This is a genomic window from Streptomyces sp. NRRL WC-3605 (genome assembly GCF_001509795.1).
GTDB lineage: Bacteria > Actinomycetota > Actinomycetes > Streptomycetales > Streptomycetaceae > Streptomyces > Streptomyces viridochromogenes.
The window spans coordinates 38283-56777 of sequence record NZ_LLZN01000061.1; the positions used below are offsets into that span (position 1 = coordinate 38283).

General features: G+C 73.9%; 13 protein-coding genes. 6 read left to right on the forward strand and 7 right to left on the reverse strand.

All coding sequences use genetic code 11. The annotated features are described in order from the left end of the window. The first annotated feature begins 16 nt into the window (after positions 1-16). Genes ADL34_RS19705 through ADL34_RS19715 form a run of 3 tightly spaced genes read left to right on the forward strand, consistent with a single transcriptional unit; the run spans position 17 to position 5477 of the window. The gene (locus ADL34_RS19705) at positions 17-1840 is read left to right on the forward strand and encodes an alpha-galactosidase D (protein WP_062670058.1); all 1824 of its coding nucleotides are present in this window, start codon (positions 17-19) and stop codon (positions 1838-1840) included. 59 nt (positions 1841-1899) lie between these two features. Then, entirely contained in the window at positions 1900-4287 is a 2388-nt protein-coding gene (locus ADL34_RS19710; RefSeq protein ID WP_062670060.1) for a glycosyl hydrolase family 95 catalytic domain-containing protein, read from the forward strand. Then, complete coding sequence (locus tag ADL34_RS19715) at positions 4284-5477, forward strand: SGNH/GDSL hydrolase family protein (RefSeq protein ID WP_062670062.1); 1194 nt, start codon at positions 4284-4286, stop codon at positions 5475-5477. The genes ADL34_RS19710 and ADL34_RS19715 overlap by 4 nt, the downstream gene beginning before the upstream one ends. Positions 5478-5508: 31 nt before the next feature. Here ADL34_RS19715 and ADL34_RS19720 read toward each other — a convergent pair whose 3' ends face one another. Genes ADL34_RS19720 through ADL34_RS19735 form a run of 4 tightly spaced genes read right to left on the reverse strand, consistent with a single transcriptional unit; the run spans position 5509 to position 11964 of the window. Beyond that, positions 5509-8448 carry an ATP-binding protein gene (locus tag ADL34_RS19720; protein ID WP_062670064.1) on the reverse strand — a complete coding sequence of 980 codons (2940 nt, stop codon included), beginning with the start codon at positions 8446-8448 and terminating at the stop codon, positions 5509-5511. Positions 8449-8501: 53 nt separating this feature from the next. Beyond that, entirely contained in the window at positions 8502-8855 is a 354-nt protein-coding gene (locus ADL34_RS19725) for a UBP-type zinc finger domain-containing protein (protein WP_062670065.1), read from the reverse strand. Then, positions 8852-10291: an ATP-binding protein gene (locus ADL34_RS19730; protein WP_062670067.1), complete on the reverse strand. Its 1440-nt coding sequence runs from the start codon at positions 10289-10291 to the stop codon at positions 8852-8854. Before ADL34_RS19730 ends, ADL34_RS19725 begins: the two co-directional genes overlap by 4 nt. After that, positions 10288-11964: an FAD-dependent oxidoreductase gene (locus tag ADL34_RS19735; RefSeq protein WP_062670070.1), complete on the reverse strand. Its 1677-nt coding sequence runs from the start codon at positions 11962-11964 to the stop codon at positions 10288-10290. The genes ADL34_RS19730 and ADL34_RS19735 overlap by 4 nt, the downstream gene beginning before the upstream one ends. Positions 11965-12166: 202 nt before the next feature. Here ADL34_RS19735 and ADL34_RS19740 point away from each other — a divergent pair, with 202 nt between their 5' ends. Next, positions 12167-13039 carry a universal stress protein gene (locus ADL34_RS19740; protein ID WP_062670072.1) on the forward strand — a complete coding sequence of 291 codons (873 nt, stop codon included), beginning with the start codon at positions 12167-12169 and terminating at the stop codon, positions 13037-13039. 11 nt (positions 13040-13050) lie between these two features. Here the strand turns inward: ADL34_RS19740 and ADL34_RS19745 are convergent, their stop codons facing one another. The 3 genes from ADL34_RS19745 to ADL34_RS19755 all read right to left on the reverse strand — a co-directional run bounded on the left by ADL34_RS19745 (position 13051) and on the right by ADL34_RS19755 (position 16005). Next, entirely contained in the window at positions 13051-14274 is a 1224-nt protein-coding gene (locus tag ADL34_RS19745) for a DUF4032 domain-containing protein (protein WP_062670074.1), read from the reverse strand. A 34-nt stretch (positions 14275-14308) separates the two neighbouring features. Further along, complete coding sequence (locus ADL34_RS19750; protein WP_062670081.1) at positions 14309-15055, reverse strand: MBL fold metallo-hydrolase; 747 nt, start codon at positions 15053-15055, stop codon at positions 14309-14311. 320 nt (positions 15056-15375) lie between these two features. Beyond that, a complete protein-coding gene (locus ADL34_RS19755) occupies positions 15376-16005 on the reverse strand; it encodes an alpha-ketoglutarate-dependent dioxygenase AlkB (protein WP_062670083.1) in 630 nt (209 codons plus the stop codon). Between the two features lie 127 nt (positions 16006-16132). On the opposite strand from ADL34_RS19755, the gene ADL34_RS19760 reads away from it, so the two are divergent. Continuing rightward, positions 16133-16774 carry a TetR/AcrR family transcriptional regulator gene (locus ADL34_RS19760; protein WP_062670085.1) on the forward strand — a complete coding sequence of 214 codons (642 nt, stop codon included), beginning with the start codon at positions 16133-16135 and terminating at the stop codon, positions 16772-16774. A 15-nt stretch (positions 16775-16789) separates the two neighbouring features. After that, complete coding sequence (locus ADL34_RS19765; protein ID WP_062670087.1) at positions 16790-18463, forward strand: FAD-binding dehydrogenase; 1674 nt, start codon at positions 16790-16792, stop codon at positions 18461-18463. Positions 18464-18495: the final 32 nt, after the last annotated feature.

Here is an 18495-nt window from a genome sequence, read left to right on the forward strand (position 1 = left end):
CCTGGAGGTACGACCCATGCGGTCATCCTCGTACTCCGCCCTGCCCGCACGTGCCCTGAGAGCCCTCGTGGTGCTGGCGCTCACCGCGGGTGTCACCGCCGCCGTCCCCGCCGCCCGCGCCGAGACGGCCGCCGCACCCCCGGCCGCCCCCGCCGCCCCGGCCGCGCCCGCCGTCGCCGCCAAGCCCTACATGGGCTGGACCAGTTGGACCATGCAGTCGTCGAAGTACCCGGGCCTCAACCCCAAGGGCGACTACAGCTACCTCTCCGAGGCGAACGTCCTCAAGCAGACCGACGCCATGGCCGCCAAGCTGAAGAAGTACGGCTACGAGTACGTCAACATCGACGCCGGCTGGTGGATGGACTGGTCCTGGACGTCGCACTTCGACGAGTACGGCCGGCAGAAGGCCGACCCGGTCCGCTTCCCGAGCGGCATGAAGGCCGTCGCCGACCACATCCACGCCAAGGGCCTCAAGGCCGGCATCTACCTCCCGGTCGGCCTGGAGAAGGGCGCCTACGGCGACGGGAAGAACCCGATCTGGAACGCCGGGGGCTGTACGACCGCGGACATCGTGTACGACGACCTGCGCACCACCAACGGCTGGGACAGCGCCTACAAGATCGACTTCTCGGACCCCTGCGCGCAGAAGTACATCGACTCCCAGGCGCGGATGTTCGCCGACTGGGGCTACGACTTCCTCAAGCTCGACGGCGTCGGCCCCGGCTCCTTCAAGAGCGGAGACAACTACGACAACGTCCCCGACGTCGCCGCCTGGCACCAGGCCATCGAGGCGACCGGCCGCCCCATCCACCTGGAGCTGTCCTGGTCCCTGGACTACGGGCACATAGCCGACTGGAAGAAGTACTCCAACGGCTGGCGCATCGACACGGACGTCGAGTGCTACTGCAACACCCTGGTCTCCTGGGAGAACTCGGTCGACGACCGCTGGGACGACGCCCCCGCCTGGACCGCCCACGCCGGACCCGGCGGCTGGAACGACCTCGACTCCCTCAACGTCGGCAACGGCGAGATGGACGGCCTCACCAAGGCCGAGCGCCAGAGCTACGCCACGCTGTGGGCCATCGCCAAGTCCCCCCTGTTCACCGGCGACGACCTGACCCGGCTCGACTCCTACGGGCTGAAGCTGCTCACCGACCGCGAGGTCATCGCCATCAACCAGAGCGACGCCCCGCCCGCCGAGCCCGTCACCGCCTCCGACGCGCAGCAGGTGTGGGCGGCGAAGAACCCCGACGGCACCTACACCGTCGCCCTGTTCAACCTCGCCGACGCGCCCGCCGCCGTCACCGCCGACTGGGCCGCCCTCGGCTTCAAGGGCCGCGCCTCGGTGCGCGACGTGTGGAACAAGGAGAACCTCGGGAACCGCACCGGCGGGATCACCGAGGCGCTGCCCGCGCACGGCTCCCGCCTGTTCACCGTCACCCCGCGCGGCACCCGGCTCGCCTGGACCGCCCACGAGGCCGAGGCGGGCACCCTCGCCGGCAACGCCGTCGTGGCCGGCTGCTCCGCCTGCTCCGACGGCCACAAGGTCGGCAACCTCTACTCCGGCGGCAAGGTCACCGTCGAGGACGTGGTCGTCCCCAGCAGCGGCACCTACCAGGTCGAGGTCGCCTACGTCAGCGGCGACCCGAGGTCCGTCCTCGTCTCCGCGAACGGGGGCGGCGGCACCTCCCACCGGTTCGCCTCCACCGGCGACTGGGGGACCGTCGGCAGCGTGTACGTGCCGGTGAAGCTGAAGGCCGGCACCAACACGATCACGTTCGACAGCGGGACCGGCTACGCGCCGGACATCGACCGGATCGACGTACCGACCTCCCTCTGACCCCCCGCCGGGGCCCGGCCGTGCGCCGGGCCCCGGCCCGGACGTACCCCGGAGCCCCCATGAACCCCAGCCCGCACGACCCGAGCAGGCGCGGCGTCCTCTCCCTGGCCACCACCGCGGGCCTCACCGCCGCCCTCGGCGCCCTGCCCGCCTTCACCGCCTCCGCCGCCCCCGCGGACCGGCCCGACCGCACCACCGAGAGTCCCCTCCCCGCCGGCGCGGCCCGCGAACAGCTGTGGTGGCGGGCCCCCGGCGACGAGGGCTCCCTGATCGAACAGGGGCTGCCCGTCGGCAACGGCCGGATCGGCGCCCTCGCGAGCAACGACCCCGGCCACGAACTGCTGCTGATCACCGACGCCACGATGTGGACCGGCGGCCTCAACGACACCCTCGACCAGGACGGGCAGTTCCCCTACGGACGCGCCGACTTCGGCTCCTTCACCCTGCTCGCCCGGCTCACCGTCGACCTCCCCGACCACGACCTCGGCTCCGTCCACGACTACCGCCGCACCCTCGACCTCGCGCAGGGCGTGGCCGGCTGCTCCTACGTCCGCTCCGGCGTCACCTACCGGCGCGAGATGTACGCCAGCCACCCCGACGACGTGATCGTCCTGCACTTCACGCAGAGCGGGGGCGGCCGCCACACCGGCAGCATCACCCTCACCGGCACCCACGGCGAGAAGCCGGACTCCGCCGAGTCGTTCGGGGCCGCCCTGCCCAACGGGCTGCGCTACGGCGCCGCCGTCCAGGCCCGCGCCACCGGCGGCAAGGTCACCGTCCAGGGCACCCGTATCGACTTCGCCGGCTGCCAGGAGCTCACCGTCGTCGTCTGCGCGGGCACGAACTACGCCCCCGACGCCGGGGCCGGCTTCCGCGACGCCTCCCTCGACCCCGAGCGTCTCGCCCGCACCAAGGCCCGTGCCGCCGCGGCCGTACCGGCCGACGCCCTGCGCCGCACCCACGTCGCCGACTACCGCGCCCTGTACGGCCGGTTCGGCCTCTCCCTCGGCACCTCCACGGCAGGGCAGCGCGCCCTCGACACGTGGGAGCGGCTGCACGCCCGCGCCCGCGACGACGAACCCGACCCCGAACTGGAGGCCGCCTACCTCCAGTTCGGCCGCTACCTCATGATCAGCGGCTCGCGCGACAGCCTGCCCCTCGGCCTGCAGGGGCTGTGGCTGGACGGCAACGACCCGGACTGGATGGGCGACTACCACACCGACATCAACATCCAGATGAACTACTGGATGGCCGACCGTACCGGCCTGTCGGCCTGCTTCGACGCCCTCGCCGACTACTGCCTCGCCCAGCTGCCCGCCTGGACCGACGTCACCCGGCGGCGGTTCGGCGACCCGCGCAACCGCTTCCGCAACACCAGCGGGAGGACCGCCGGCTGGGCCGTCGCCTTCTCCACCAACCCCTACGGCGGCAGCGGCTGGTGGTGGCACCCGGCCGGCAACGCCTGGCTGTGCACCACCCTGTGGGAGCACTACGAGTACACCGGCTCCCGGGAGTACCTGAAGAAGATCTACCCGCTGCTCAAGGGCGCCTGTGAGTTCTGGGAGGCCCGGCTGCTCCCCGTGACCCTCCCGGGCACCTCGAAGGAGGTGCTGGTCGACGACCACGACTGGTCCCCGGAGCACGGCCCGCAGGACGCCCGGGGCATCACCTACGCCCAGGAGGTCGTGTGGACGCTGTTCGGCCACTACTGCACGGCGGCCGCCGCGCTCGGCCGGGACACCCGGTACGCGGACACCGTCGCCGCCCTGCGCCGCAAGCTGTACCTGCCGGAGGTCAGCCCCACCACCGGATGGCTCCAGGAGTGGATGTCCCCCGACAACCTCGGTGAGACCGAGCACCGCCATCTCTCCCCGCTGATCAACCTGTTCCCCGGTGACCGCATCCGCCCCGACGGCTCCACCCCGAAGGACGTGGTCGCCGGCGCCACCGCCCTGCTCACCGCGCGCGGCATGGAGAACTTCGGCTGGGCCAACGCCTGGCGCGGCGCCTGCTGGGCGCGCCTGAAGAACGCCGAGAACGCCTACCGGCTGATCGCGAACAACCTGCGCCCCTCGACGGACGGCCGCAACGGCACCGCGTCCAACCTCTTCGACATCTACGAGGCGGAACGCGGCCGGGGCATCTTCCAGATCGACGCCAACTTCGGCACGCCCGCCGCGATGGTGGAGATGCTGCTGTACTCCCGGCCCGGGCACATCGAACTCCTGCCCGCGCTCCCGGACGCCTGGGCCGCCGCCGGCCACCTCGAGGGCGTCCCCGCGCGCGGCGGCTTCGAGGTCGACCTGCGCTGGCGGGACGGGCGACCGACCCACGTCACCGTCCGCAGTGTCGGCGGGCGCACCACCACCGTCGCCCACGGCTCCACGACCCGGCAGATCACCCTGCGGCCCGGCGCGTCCGTCACGCTGAAGGGCTTCGGCCGGTGAGGGCCGCGGTTCCGGCGGCGGCCGCCGCCCTGCTGACGGTGCTCGTCTGCGCGGCCCCGCCCGCCGGAGCGAGCACCGCCCCGCACGACGTCGTCACCTGGGCGGCGAGCGCCGACGCCCTCGGCACCGGGGTGGCGGGCCGCGGCCACCGGCTCGTCGTGCACACCAGCGTCGGCGGCACCGGCGTCCGCGTCCGCCTGTCCAACGCCTTCGGGGACCGGCCGATCACCTTCGACAGCGTCTGGGCGGGCATCCGGGAGCAGGGCGCCGAACTGCGCCGGGGCAGCAACCGGCGGCTCACGTTCGGCGGTGAACCGTCCGTCGCCGTGCCCGCCGGCGCCACCGTGTGGAGCGACCCGCTGCCCGGCTCGCTGCCCGCCGCCACCGATCTGGTCGTCAGCCTGCACAGCCCGGACGCCGCAGGACCCGCCACCGGCCACGGCATGGCGATGCAGACCTCGTACGCCGCCGACGGCGACCACACCGCCGAGGAGAAGGGCGCCGCATGGACGACGTCCACCGGCTCCTGGCTCTACCTCGACGCCGTCTCCGTACGCCCCCGGTCCGGCACCGGCGCGGTCGCGGCGCTCGGCGACTCCATCACCGACGGCTGGCAGTCCAGCTCCGACCTGAACCGCCGCTGGCCCGACTACCTGGCCCGCCGGCTGCACCGCACGGACACGCCCGTCCAGGGCGTCGCCGACGAGGGCATCTCCGGCAACAAGGTCCTCGCCGACGGCGCCGGGCAGAGCGCGCTGAACCGCCTGGACCGGGACGTCCTGTCCCTGCCGGGCGTGCGGACCGTGTTCCTCTTCGAGGGCGTCAACGACATCAAGGCCCACACGGGCGTCACCGCCGAGGACATGATCGAGGGCTACCGCATGATCGTCGCCCGGGCGCACGCGGCCGGGAAGTGCGTCGTCGGCGCGACCGTCGGCCCCTTCAAGGGCTGGGGCGAATGGGATCCGGCCGCCGAGGCCGTCCGCCAGGAGGTCAACGCGTTCGTGCGCGACGGCGGGGAGTTCGACGCCGTCACCGACTTCGACCGCGTCCTGCGCAGTCCCTACGACCCCGCGCGGATGCTGCCCGCCCTCGACGGCGGCGACCACCTCCACCCCAACGACAAGGGCATGCAGGCCATGGCCGACGCCGTCGACCCGACGGCGCTCGACTGCGACCGCGCGCCCTGACCGGGAAGGCCGGCCCACGGCCGGCCCACGGTCAGCCAACGGCCTCCTCACGGCCGATCAGCCCTTCCCGGTAGGCGATCGCCACCGCCTCCGTACGGCTCGCCGCGCCCAGCTTGCCGAGGATGTTGGAGACGTGGACGCTCGCCGTCTTGCCGGTGATGTACAGCTCCTCGCCGATCTGCCGGTTGCTCCGGCCGGCGGCGAGGAGCCGTAGCACGTCCTGCTCCCGGGCCGTCAGCGGCGACGAGCCCGGCGCGCGCTGCTCGGCGAGACGGCCCCGGCGGATCAGGGCGTCCACCCGCTCCAGCAGCGGGGCCGCCCCGAGCCGCGCCGCCGTCCGGCGGGCCGCCGCGGCCTCGGCGGCGGCGGCCTCCCGCTCGTCCGCCACCAGCAGTGCCTCCGCGTACCGCAGCCGGCACCGCGCCCGCTCGTACCCGTCGCCGGACGCGAAGGCCTCGACCGCCGCCGCCCACGCCCCCGCGTCGGGCCCGGACACCGCCCGCGTCCACTCCGCCTCCGCGCGGGCCAGCCACGCCCTGCCCTCCGGGCCCTGCGAGGTGCCGTCGGCGCCGCGCCCGGCCGTCGTCCGCGCCAGCTCCACGAGTTCGGCCGCCGTGTCCGTCCAGCGGCGCAGCTCCTCCGCGTCACCGGCCGCGCGCAGCGCGGCGGCCCGGTCGGCGACGGCCGCGAGGGCGAGCGCGGCCAGCCGGACCGTGGCGTCGGGCAGGGTCCCCGCGTCGTCGGTCAGCGCGGCCACCCCCGAGCGCATCCCCTCCACCGCCGCCTCCGGGTCGCCGCGCAGCGCCGCCTCGTCGGTGAGCACGATGCTCGCCACCAGCCGGCCCATCCAGTCGAACGGCCCCTCCGCGAGCGGACGGGTCCGCGCCACGATGTCCGCGTCGCCGCGCGCGAGACCGACGTACAGGGCCGGGCCCGCGGCGAACGCGCCCGCCGCCGGCAACACGGTGGCGTCCTCGGCCGCGCACGCCACGCACTCGTCCCAGCGGCCCAGCGTGTACAGCACCAGCAGATGCAGATACCGCATCTCCAGCGGGTACGGCGACGACGACAACCCGGCGCGCCGGGCCCGCTCCAGGCCCTCCCGCAGCCAGGACACGCTTTCCTCCAGCTCACCGGACTCGAAGCAGCCGATGGCCAGGTTGAACAGCGCCCGCAGTTCCACCGGCGCGTTCCCCACGCCCCGCGCCACCTCGCGGGCCTCCCGCAACCGGGCGCGCCCCTCGGGCGTGCCGCGCCCGCCGCTCTCCAGCACGGCCAGCGAGATCAGCAGGTCCGCGCGGGCGTCCGGCACCTGGAGCCGCTCGGCCACGGCCAGGGCCTCGTGCGCCACGCGCAACGCCGTCTCGTTCTCCCCGACCTGACGGGCCGCCAGGACATGGGTGGCCGCCGCCCACACCCACGTCCGCGACGGCGGGTCGGCCGGGATCAGGGCCAGCGCCTCGCTGCTGTAGGAGAAGGCCGCCGTCAGACTGTCGACGCCGAGCAGGTTGCCGGCGAGCGTGTACCGGACCCGGGCGGCGAGTTCGTGGTCGGAGTCCCGCACGCCCGCGAGCGCCGAGCGGGTCAGCGCGACGGCCCGGTGCGCCGCCCCGGCGTGCGCGGCCGCCGCCGACGCGCGCAGCGTCAGCGTCACCCGGTCCACGCCCTCGCCCGAGGGCCGCGCCGACGGCTCCACCGACGCCCACAGATCCAGAGCGGTCTCCAGATGCCGCAGCTCCTCGGCGGGCGCCCCCACCTGGTGCGCGTGCTCGGCGGCCTCCAGTGAGGCGGCCAGCGCCTCGGCCAGGTCGTGGCTCTCCCGGGAGTGGTGGGCGCGCTCGGCGGCCGTCTCCGGGGAACGGCCACGCGCCGCGAGGAGCCGGGCGAACGCGCCGTGCAGCCGGGCCCGTTCGCCGGGGAGCAGATCCGCGTACACCGCCTCGCGGGCGAGCGCGTGCCGGAACGCGTACGTGTCGCCGTCGCCGGGCAGCAGCAGCTGGCGTCCGACGGCCTCGCGGAGCGCCGCCTCCAGCTCGTCCTCGGGCAGCCCCACGGCCCCGCGCAGCAGATCGTGCCCGACGCGGCGCCCGGCGACGGCCGCCGTGCGCAGCACCTGCTGCGCGGTGTCGGACAGCTGCTCGAACCGGATCAGCAGCACGTCGGCCAGCCCGCTCGGCACCCCGTCGCCCCCGGTGTCGGTGGCGGCGACCAGCTCCTCCGCGTAGAAGGCGTTGCCCTCGGCCCGCTCCACGATCCGCCGCACGGTGCTGTCCGGCAGCGGCCGGTCCTGCACATGACGGACCAGCTCGGTCACCTCGGCGTCGGCCAGCGGCCGCAGTTCGAGCCGCTCCACGACCGGCAGCCGTACGAGTTCGGCCAGCAGCGGGCGCAGCGGATGACGGCGGTGCAGGTCGTCGGCCCGGTACGACGCCAGCACGGCGAGCCGGTGCCCGGGCGCGCCGCCCGCGGCCCGCTGGAGCGTGCCCCGGCTCAGCAGGAACCGCAGCAGGTCCCTCGACGACTGGTCCGCCCAGTGCAGGTCCTCCACGACCAGCAGCACCGGCGCCCGGTCCGCCAGGTCGGTGAGAAGTCCCGCGAAGCCCTCGAACAGCCGCAGCCGGTCCCGTACGGCGTCGGAGTCGCCGCCGACCAGCCGGCCCACCACGGGATGGGCGGCGAGCAGGTCCGTGAACCGCTCGTCGGCGGCGAGCGTGCCCACCACCTCCGTGAACGGCAGATACGGCAGCCCGACGTCACTGAGGTCGACGCAGTGCCCGGTGAGCACCGTCATCCCCGCCCCGGCGGCCAGCCCCGCGGCCTCGCCCAGCACCCGGCTCTTGCCGACCCCGGCGTCACCGGCGACCAGCACCGCGCGGGCGTCCCCGGCGCGGGCGCGTTCCAGGACCCCGGAGAGCCGGGCGAGTTCGGGGCTCCGGCCGATCAACGGCGTACTGAAGGAGGGCTGCGACACGCACACATCCTGCCACTCGCCCCGGCCGGGCCCCGCTCCCTTTTCGCGGGGGCTCAGCCGCGCAGGGTCCGCGCCCAGTCCGCGGGCACCCGCCCCTCCGGGCCGGGCGCGGGCTGTGCCTCCGGGTGGCTCGCCGGGGGCGCCAGATCCGGCCCCGCCTCGAACATCTCGTCCGTCGCGTAGTTCCAGTACCAGCTCTCACCCGGCTCGAAGCTCTGCACCAGCGGGTGCCCGGTCTCCCGGTAGTGCGCGGTGGCGTGCTGCGCGGGCGAGCTGTCGCAGCACCCGACGTGCCCGCACTGCGCGCACCGGCGCAGATGGAACCACCAGCCGCCCGCCTCGTCGCACTCGGTGCATCCGCTGCCGCTCGGCGGCACGCCCGGATCGATGCCCTTGACGCCGGTCATGAGACCTCCTCGGTGGTGAGCGGCAGCAGCACCTGGAAACGTGTGTCGCCCGGCTCGGAACTCACCTGGATGCTGCCGTGGTGCTTGTCGACCACGATCCGCCAGGAGATGTCCAGGCCGAGCCCGGTGCCCTCGCCCACGGGTTTCGTCGTGAAGAACGGGTCGAAGATCCGCTCGCGGATCTCAGCCGGGATGCCGATCCCCGTGTCCCGGAACTCCACGAGCAGTGAATCGTTGTCCCGCGCCGTCCGCACGGTCAGCGTCCCCTCGCCGCCCGCGCTGCGCATCGCGGCCACGGCGTTGTCGACGAGGTTCGTCCACACCTGGTTGAGCTCCGCCGGGTACGCCGGAACCTTCGGCAGCGTCCGGTCGTACTCCTTGACGACCTCGATCCGCGAGCCGATCTTCCCGGACAGCATCAGCAGTGTGCTGTCGAGGAGTTCGTGCACGTCGGCGTTCTGGAACGGCGCCCGGTCCAGCTGGGAGTACTGCTTGGCGGCGTCCACGAGGTGCGAGATCCGGGCGGTGGAGTCCTTGATCTCGTCCATCAGCAGCTCGGTCTCGGCGGTGTAGTTCAGCCAGCCGATCGCGTTCGGCAGGATGTCCTCGTCCACGGCCGCCGCGACCTGGTCCAGCCAGTCCGCGTCGACACCGGCCTGCACGAAGGTGGGGGCGATCCGCCAGCCCTCCGGGATGCCGTGGTCGTCCAGCCAGTCGGTGAGCTCGTCCTCCCGGTCCGAGGCCTCCAGCGGGCTCAGCGCGGGGGCCTTGGCGACCCGCTCGGCGGTGCGCTCCTGCATCTCGATCAGGTTCGCCATCACCTCGGGGGAGTAGGTGCCCTGCGCGATGATGCCGAGCTTGCGCCGCATCTTGCCCACCCGCTCGCGCAGCGCCTCCGTCGCCCGTACGGCCGCCGCGGCCGGGTTGTTGAGCTCGTGGGTGAGCCCCGCCGACAACGAGCCCAGCGCGAGCAGCCGTTCACGCTGCCCGATGGCCTGCTGGGTGCTCTTCGACCCGAAGAACAGCCCCTCCAGCAGGTGCACGGCCATCGGGAACCACTCCTGCATGATGGCCGCGAACGTGTCGGCGGGCAGCACGAAGAACCGCGTCGGCTCGGTGACGCGCAGCGAGTTGTTGTAGACCTGCCGCACCCGGTCGCCGAGGTACGCCTGCATGGACCCGGCGTACACCCCGCGCTGCGAGGTGCGGGTCACCTCCACGTCGTCCCCGCCGACCCGGCGGGACAGCACCACCGTGCCCTCGATCATCACGTAGAAACAGGTGGCCGGGTCGCCCTCGCTGTACACGGGCCCGGGCTCGTACCGCTCCACCCGGCCCGCCTCGCACAGCCGGCCCAGCTGCTCCGGCGTCAGCTTCTCGAACAGGAACAGCGAGCCGATCTCCGCGGGCTCGCACGGCAGGCACGCCTCGCTCATGACTGCTCCAGATACCGGTGGACGAGCATGACGGCCATGGCTCCCTCTCCGACGGCGGACGCGACCCGCTTCGCGGACTCCGAGCGGGCGTCGCCCGCGACGAACACCCCGGGCACGTTGGTCTCCAGGTGGTACGGCGGCCGGTCCAGCTCCCAGCCCGCGGGCGGCCGCCCGTCGGCCGTCAGGTCCGGCCCGGCCAGGATGAACCCGCGCCCGTCGCGCAGCACCGTCCCGTCCAGCCAGTCCGTCAGCGGGGCCGCGCCGATGAACACGAACATCCACTGCGCGTCCACGCGGTCGGTCCGCCCGCTGTCGAGGTCCCGGAGTGTCAGCTGCTCCAGGTGGTCGGAGCCGTGCGCCTCGTCGACGACCGTCCGGGTCCGCACCGAGATGTTCGGCGCCTCCTCGATCTGCTGGATCAGGTAGTACGACATGGACGCCGTCAGCGACTCCCCGCGCACGAGCAGCGTCACCGACTTCGCGCCCCGCGCCAGGTACATCGCCGCCTGCCCGGCCGAGTTGGCGCCGCCCACGATGTACACGTCCTGGCCCTGGCAGGCCGGAGCCTCCGTCAGCGCCGACCCGTAGTACACCCCGCACCCGGTGAGGTCGTCGCAGCCCGGCGCCATCAGCTGCCGGTAGGAGACGCCGGTCGCCAGGATCACGCTGTGCGCGGACACCGCCGACCCGTCCGAGAAGCGCACCACGCGCGCCGCGCCGCACACCTCCAGGCCCGTCACCTCGCGCGCGGTGAGGATCTCCGCGCCGAACCGCGCCGCCTGCCGGCGCGCCCGGTCGGTGAGCTGCGCGCCCGACACGCCGTCCGGGAAGCCCAGGTAGTTCTCGATACGGGAGCTCTGCCCGGCCTGCCCGCCGGTCGCGGACCGCTCCACCAGCACCGTCCGCAGCCCCTCCGAGGCCCCGTACACGGCCGCGCCGAGCCCGGCCGGTCCGCCGCCGATGACGACCAGGTCGTAGAAGTCGGCGGTCGGCGTCGTCGCGAGGCCGACCTTCGCGGCCAGCTCGGGCGCCTCCGGCGCCACCAGCGGGGTGCCGTCCGGGGTCACCACCAGCGGCAGCCGCTGCCCGTCCGCCTCTGCCGCCGCGAGCAGCCGTTGCCCCTCGGGTCCGTCCGCCGCGTACCAGCGGTACGGCACCTGGTTGCGGGCCAGGAACTCCCGCACCTCCGAGGACCGCGCCGACCAGCGGTGCCCGACCACCTTGGTGCTGGGCACCGGCCGGTAGTCGCTGCGCCGCCACGCCTCCAGCAGGTCGTCGAGGACCGGGTAGAGCTTCTCCTCCGGCGGGTCCCACGGCTTGAGCAGATAGTGGTCGAGATCCACGACGTTGATCGCGTCGATCGCCGCGCTGGTGTCCGCGTACGCGGTCAGCAGCACCCGCCGCGCCCCCGGGTACACGTCCAGGGCCTGTTCGAGGAACTCGATGCCGTTCATCTGCGGCATCCGGTAGTCGGCGAGGATCACGGCCACCAGGTCGCCGCGCAGCTTCAGCTCGCGCAGCGCCTCCAGCGCCGACTCGCCCGACTCCGCGCGCACGATCCGGTGGGACTCGCCGTAACGCCGCCGCAGATCGCGGGCGACGGCCCGGGAGACCCCCGGGTCGTCGTCCACGGTCAGGATGACGGTCCGCGCCGCTTCGGCAGCCTGAGTCATACGTCTCCCACCCCGGGCGTCGTTCTCGACGAGGCGGCGAGCGGCCGTGAGGCACTGCCGCCGAGTCGACTCCCGGCCATCGTATGTTCGATCCGCGCGCTTCGCTCAGGTACGCGGAGGACGCCCCGCCGGACCCCGGCGGTGGAGGAGTGGTGAAGACTGGGCCCGACGGACATCACCGAGACACAAGGAGGCAGCTGCGATGACGCGCCCGATCACGGCAGGGGTGGACGGATCGGAGGAGAGTCTCGCGGGGCTGGCCTGGGCCGCCCGGGAGGCCGTCCGCCGGGGGCTCGCCCTGCGCGTGGTGCACGCGTGGCGGTTCCAGGAGCACGAGGCGATGGCCGCCGTGGACGCGGACACGCAGGCCGGGTGGGTGCGGGACGGGCTGGCTGAGGCCGTGCGGTCGGTCACCGAACGGCATCCGGCACTCGACGTCACCACCGAGGTCGTGGACGGAGGGTCGGTCGAGACGCTGCTCGCCGCCACGGCGGAGTCCGAGATGCTGGTGCTCGGCTCGCGGGGGCACGCCGCGGTCGTCGGCTTCCTGCTGGGCTCGGTCGGGCAGCAGGTCGTCGCCGGGGCGGATCGGCCCGTCGTCCTGGTGCGGGCCGGCGACCGGCCGTCGGCGGAGGTCGCCGGGCACGACATCGTCGTGGGCCAGCAGGGCGACGCCGACGACGACGCCGAGGCCCTGCGGTTCGCCTTCGAGACGGCGGCGGCGCGCGGCGCGGCCGTCCGTGCCGTCCGGGCCTGGACGCTGCCGCCGCTGTTCGCCTACAGCCCGGGCTCCCTCAAGCTCCTCGACGAGGCCGGGGGCCTGGAGCCGTACGAGAAGAAGGCGCTGGCCGAGGCGCTGCAGCCGTGGCGGGAGCGGTTCCCGGACGTGCACGTCGTCGAGCACGTCGAGATGGGCAGCGCCGGGCAGGTGCTGCTCTCGGCGGCGTCCCGCGCCCAGCTGGTCGTGGTGGGCCGGCGCGCCCGGCGCACGGCCGTGGGCGCCCGGATCGGCTCGGTGGCGTCCGGCGTCCTGCACCACGCGCCGTGCCCGGTGGCCGTGGTGCCGCACGTCTGAGCCGGCCTGAGTCAGTCCGCGGTGGTCGGCTGGAGCGTCTCGCGGGCCCTGGGCAGGATCTTGGCGATGTAGTCCTGGACGACCGTGTCCCAGTCCAGGTCGGTCCGCGCCCGCTCGGACAGGTACCAGCGGTGCTCCAGCAGCTCGTGGTAGATCTCGGCCGGGTCCATGGCGCCGCGCAGCTCCGGCGGCACGGCCCGCACGGTGGGCCGGAACACGTCGCGCACCCAGCGGTGGGCGAGGACCTCGGGCCGGGCGCCGGCGGCGTGGTCGTCCTGGGTCGCCATCCAGGATTCCAGGTCGTTCAGCAGCCGGCGGGCCTGGTTCTCCTCGGCGTCCAGGCCGGTCAGCCGCAGCAGTTGCCGCTGGTGGTGGCCGGCGTCGACGACCTTGGGCACGAAGGTGACCGAGGCGCCGTCGCCGGTCTGCCCGATCTGCATCTCGGCGACGTCGAACCCGAGGTCGTTCAGCCGGCGTATCCGGCGTTCGATGTAGTGGTACTTGCCCGCCGGGTACACCGAGGTGCGGGTCAGCTCCTCCCACAGGGACCGGTAGCGGGCGCAGATCTCGGCGCCGAACTCGATCGCGTCCACGGAGGGGTGCAGCGCCCCGGACGCCTCCAGGTCCAGCAGCTCGCCGCTGATGTTGACGCGGGCCAGGTCCAGGTCGTAGTCGCGCTGCCCGTCGCTGAGCCGCTGGTGCAGCTCGCCGGTCTCGGCGTCCACCAGGTACGCCGCGTAGGCGCCGGCGTCCCGCCGGAACAGCGTGTTGGACAGCGAGCAGTCGCCCCAGGCGAACCCGGCCAGATGGAGCCGGACCAGCAGGACGGCCAGCGCGTCCATCAGCCGGTGCATGGTGGCCGGGCGCATCGTCGTCTCGAACATCGACCGGTACGGCTGGGAGCCGCCCAGGTGCCGGGTGACCAGCACGGACTCCAGCGGGCCGCCCGCGGCGTCCGTGCGGCCGGTGACCACGGCCAGCGGATCGACCGCCGGGATGCCCAACCGGTCCAGGTCGCGCAGGAGTTCGTACTCGCGCAGGGCGGGGCGCTGGGCGAGCTCCTTGACGGCGATCACCTCGTCACCGGCGCGCGCGTAGCGCACGATGTGCCGGGAGATGCCGCGCGGCAGCGGGACCAGGAGGTCCTCGGGCCACTCCTCCAGCGGCGTCTGCCACGGCAGCTCCAGCAGGAGGGCCGGGTGCTCCGGATTCGTCGCACTGATCTGGAGTGCCATGAGCCGTCCTCGGTCGGGTGATCGTCGGCTCAGCCTATTGCGCCCGCTCCCGCGCCTGAAGGGCCGCGTCCCGCACGGACCCGGTGAGCGCCGGGCCGTGCCCGGGCAGCAGCACGTCCCCGTCGAGGTCCTCGAACACGGCCAGCGAGGCCAGCGTCCGGGCCCGTTCGCGGTGGAACATGTCCGGCAGCAACTGCGGCCCCGCGATCCGCGAGGTGGGGTGCCCGGTCACGAGTGCGTCGCCCGAGATCACCACGCCCGCCTGCGGCAGGTGGTAGGCGCAGTGGCCGTCGGTGTGGCCGGGGGTGTGCACGGGGACCGGCCGGCCTGGCAGGTCCAGCGCGCCGGACCGCGGGAACGGCTCGGGGGAGGTGACGGGGACGTGCTCGGTGCCGCCGGAGCGCAGGGCGTGCACGGCCCAGGGCAGGACGCCCGGCCGCCAGCCGTTGCGCAGCACCGTGCCCACGCCCACCTGGTGCAGGAACTCCCGCCGTGCGTGCGGCGCTTCGGCCTCGTGCAGGTACACCGGCGTGCCGTACGTCGCGCGCAGGTGTTCGGCGCTGCCCAGGTGGTCGTTGTGCGCGTGCGTGATCAGGACGGCCCGGACCGCCTCCGGCGCGCTGCCGATCTTTGCGAGGGAGGCCAGGAGCGCCGCCCGGTCCCCGGGGTATCCCGTGTCCACGAGGGTGACGGCGTCCCCCTCGGTGAGGATGACCCAGTTCGTGTTGCTGCCGTGCACCAGATAGGTGCCGTCAGCGATGTGCCGCACATCCAGCCGCATGATCGTCCCGCGTGGTGAGGTCCGTGACCGACGTGCACAGCAAAGCAGATCAAGGTGACGTCCCGGCCCGCGGGGCGGCGCGCATCCCGAAGAGGAACCGCGTCGGCCGGGTGCGGCGCACGAGCCCAGGCCGAGCACGACGCAGACCCGGAGCGTGTCGAGCCCGGTGCGCCGGGAGGCGGTGTCCGGGACGGGCGGCGGGGCGCTCACCCGGCCCAGTGTGGGGCCGCGACCGTCCCGCGCCCAGAGGAAGGGCTGCCTCCGGCACCGTCCGCCGGAGGCAGCCCCCGCGTGCGCGTCAGCCGGCCGCCTCCACCGGCTCAGCGCACGCCGTGCGGCCGGAACTGCACGCTGATGCGTGGTCCCGCGGCGCGGGTCGTCTTGGGGACGGCGTGCTCCCAGGTCCGCTGGCAGGAGCCGCCCATGACGATGAGGTCGCCGTGCCCGAGCGGCCGGCGGACCGTCTCGCCGCCGCCGCGCAGCGGTCGCAGCAGCAGGTCCCGGGGGGCGCCCACGGACAGGATGGCGACCATGGTGTCCTGTCGTGCGCCGCGCCCGATCCGGTCGCCGTGCCAGGCGACGCTGTCGCGCCCGTCGCGGTAGTAGCAGAGCCCGGCCGTGCTGAACGGCTCGCCCAGTTCCCCGGCGTAGTGCGCGGACAGCGCGTCGCGCGCCTCGTCGAGCACGGGGTGGGGGAGGGCGTCGCCGGCGCCGTAGAAGGAGAGCAGCCGCGGCACGTCGACGACCTGGTCGTACATGGTGCGCCGCTCGGCGCGCCAGGGGACCTCGGCGGCCAGCCGCTCGAAGAGGGCGTCGGCCCCGCTCAGCCAGCCGGGCAGGACGTCGATCCAGGCGCCGTGCGTGAGCCGTGTGCGGCGGATCCCGCCGAGGGAGCCGAGCCGCAGCTCGTCGGTCTGGTCGAACAGGGAGCCCTGGAGGTGCGTGGCCATGGATCCAGCGTAACCCCTGAATCGAAAATCTGTTCCTATATGTGGGCGGATTCTCCTCCGCCCCTCCGCACCCCTGTTGGATACGTTCGTGTATCGGATACATTCCCGTATCGAACGGAGGTCCGACATGGCGGTGGGGGAGACGACGGGGCGTGTCACCAGGCGCCGCGTCCGCACCCGGGCCAACCTGCTCGACGCCGCGTTCGCCGTGTTCGCGGCCAAGGGGTTCGGGCGCGTCTCCATCGAGGAGGTCTGCGAGGCCGCCGGGTACAGCCGGGGCGCCTTCTACTCCAACTTCGGCAGCCTGGACGAGCTGTTCTTCGCCCTGTACCGGCAGCGCGCCGACCAGATCGCCGACCAGGTCGCCGGGGCGCTCGCCGTCGACGGCCCCGGCCTGGACGTCCCGGCCGCCGTGGACCGGGTCACCGAGGTGCTGCTCCTCGACCGCGACTGGCTGCTGGTCAAGACGGACTTCCTGGTGCACGCCGCCCGGGACCCCGCCGTCGCCGCCACCCTGCTCGAACACCGCGCCCGGCTGCGCGCCGCGATCGCCGACCGCCTCGCCCGCGCCCGCGGCCACACCGCACTGCCCGCCGTGCTCGGCGGCACCGACGGCGCCGCCCACGCCGTCGTCGCCGCGTACGACGGCGTCACGACCCAGCTGCTGCTGGACCGCGACACCGGGCACGCCCGCGCCTGGCTGGGCCGGCTGCTCACCGCGCTGCTGACCGACGGCAGCGACACCACCGGACAGCGCACCACCGCATAGGAAGGGACGGTCGCCATGGACGCCGACGTCATCGTCGTCGGAGCGGGACTCGCCGGCCTCGTCGCCGCGCACGAACTGACCAGCCGGGGCCGCCGCGTCGCCCTGGTCGACCAGGAGAACGCCGCCAACCTCGGCGGACAGGCGTTCTGGTCCTTCGGCGGGCTCTTCCTCGTCGACTCGCCCGAACAGCGACGCCTGGGCATCAAGGACTCCTTCGACCTGGCCTGGAACGACTGGCAGGGCAGCGCCCGGTTCGACCGGGTCGAGGACGAGGACTCCTGGGGGGTGCGCTGGGCGCGCGCGTACGTCGAGTGGGCGGCCGGGGAGAAGCGCTCCTGGCTCGACGGGCACGGCATCACGTTCCTGCCGACCGTGGGCTGGGCCGAACGCGGCGACCTGCGCGCCCACGGCCACGGCAACTCGGTGCCCCGCTTCCACATCGCCTGGGGCACCGGCACCGGCGTCGTGGAGCCGTTCGTGCGGTACGCGAAGCAGGCCGCCCGCGACGGGCTGCTCACCTTCCACCACCGGCACCGGGTGGACGAGCTGATCGTGGAGGACGGCTCGGCGCACGGGGTGCGCGGCACCGTCCTCGCCGACGACGCCTCACCGCGCGGCGTCGCCTCCAACCGCGACGCCGCCGGCGAGTTCGAGCTGACCGCCCAGGCCGTCGTCGTCACCACCGGAGGCATCGGCGCCGACCACGACATCGTCCGCCGCCACTGGCCCGAGCGCCTGGGCACCCCGCCCGCCGAGATGGTCACCGGCGTCCCCGCCTACGTCGACGGGCGCATGCTCGACATCAGCGCCGAGGCCGGCGTACGCCTCGTCAACCGCGACCGCATGTGGCACTACACCGAGGGCATCCAGAACTGGGACCCGATCTGGCCCGGCCACGGCATCCGCATCCTGCCCGGCCCGTCCTCGATGTGGTTCGACGCCCTCGGACGCCGCCTGCCCGACCCCTGCCTGCCCGGCTACGACACCCTCGGCACCCTGCGGCACCTGCGCACCGACGCGGACATCGCCGGCCACGACCACTCCTGGTTCATCCTCACCCAGAAGATCGTCGAGAAGGAGTTCGCGCTCTCCGGCTCCGAGCAGAACCCCGACATCACCGCCAAGGACCGCGCCGGATTCCTCAAGGAACGCGTGCTCGGCAAGGGCGCCCCCGGCCCGGTGGCCGCCTTCCTGCGCCACGGCGCGGACTTCGTCACCGCCCCGACCCTGGAGCAGCTGGTCGACCGGATGAACCAGCTGACGGACAAGCCGCTGCTCGACGCGGCGGCCGTCCGGCGCCAGATCGAGGCCCGCGACCTGCAGATCGGCAACGCCTACAGCAAGGACGCGCAGATCCAGGGCATCCGCAACGCCCGCCGGTACATCGGCGACCGCCTGGGCCGCGTCGCCACCCCGCACCGCATCCTCGACCCCGCGGCCGGCCCGCTCATCGGCGTCAAGCTGCACATCCTGACCCGCAAGACCCTCGGCGGCATCCAGACCGACCTGGACTCCCGCGCCCTGGCCGCAGACGGCACCCCGGTCGACGGCCTCTACGCGGCCGGTGAGGTCGCCGGCTTCGGTGGCGGCGGTGTCCACGGCTACAACGCCCTGGAGGGCACCTTCCTCGGCGGCTGCCTCTTCTCCGGACGGGCGGCAGGACGCGCGGCGGCCCGGCAGGTGGGCTGAGCCCGGCCCGCCTCCCCGGGGGTGTCCGCCGC

What these genes read in the sequence shown, in the direction of transcription:
- ADL34_RS19705 (WP_062670058.1), top strand. Translation starts at nt 17, where the DNA reads ATGCGGTCATCCTCGTACTCCGCCCTGCCCGCACGTGCCCTGAGAGCC.
- ADL34_RS19710 (WP_062670060.1), top strand. Translation starts at nt 1,900, where the DNA reads ATGAACCCCAGCCCGCACGACCCGAGCAGGCGCGGCGTCCTCTCCCTG.
- ADL34_RS19725 (WP_062670065.1), bottom strand. Translation starts at nt 8,855, where the DNA reads ATGACCGGCGTCAAGGGCATCGATCCGGGCGTGCCGCCGAGCGGCAGC.
- ADL34_RS19730 (WP_062670067.1), bottom strand. Translation starts at nt 10,291, where the DNA reads ATGAGCGAGGCGTGCCTGCCGTGCGAGCCCGCGGAGATCGGCTCGCTG.
- ADL34_RS19735 (WP_062670070.1), bottom strand. Translation starts at nt 11,964, where the DNA reads ATGACTCAGGCTGCCGAAGCGGCGCGGACCGTCATCCTGACCGTGGAC.
- ADL34_RS19740 (WP_062670072.1), top strand. Translation starts at nt 12,167, where the DNA reads ATGACGCGCCCGATCACGGCAGGGGTGGACGGATCGGAGGAGAGTCTC.
- ADL34_RS19745 (WP_062670074.1), bottom strand. Translation starts at nt 14,274, where the DNA reads ATGGCACTCCAGATCAGTGCGACGAATCCGGAGCACCCGGCCCTCCTG.
- ADL34_RS19750 (WP_062670081.1), bottom strand. Translation starts at nt 15,055, where the DNA reads ATGCGGCTGGATGTGCGGCACATCGCTGACGGCACCTATCTGGTGCAC.
- ADL34_RS19755 (WP_062670083.1), bottom strand. Translation starts at nt 16,005, where the DNA reads ATGGCCACGCACCTCCAGGGCTCCCTGTTCGACCAGACCGACGAGCTG.
- ADL34_RS19760 (WP_062670085.1), top strand. Translation starts at nt 16,133, where the DNA reads ATGGCGGTGGGGGAGACGACGGGGCGTGTCACCAGGCGCCGCGTCCGC.
- ADL34_RS19765 (WP_062670087.1), top strand. Translation starts at nt 16,790, where the DNA reads ATGGACGCCGACGTCATCGTCGTCGGAGCGGGACTCGCCGGCCTCGTC.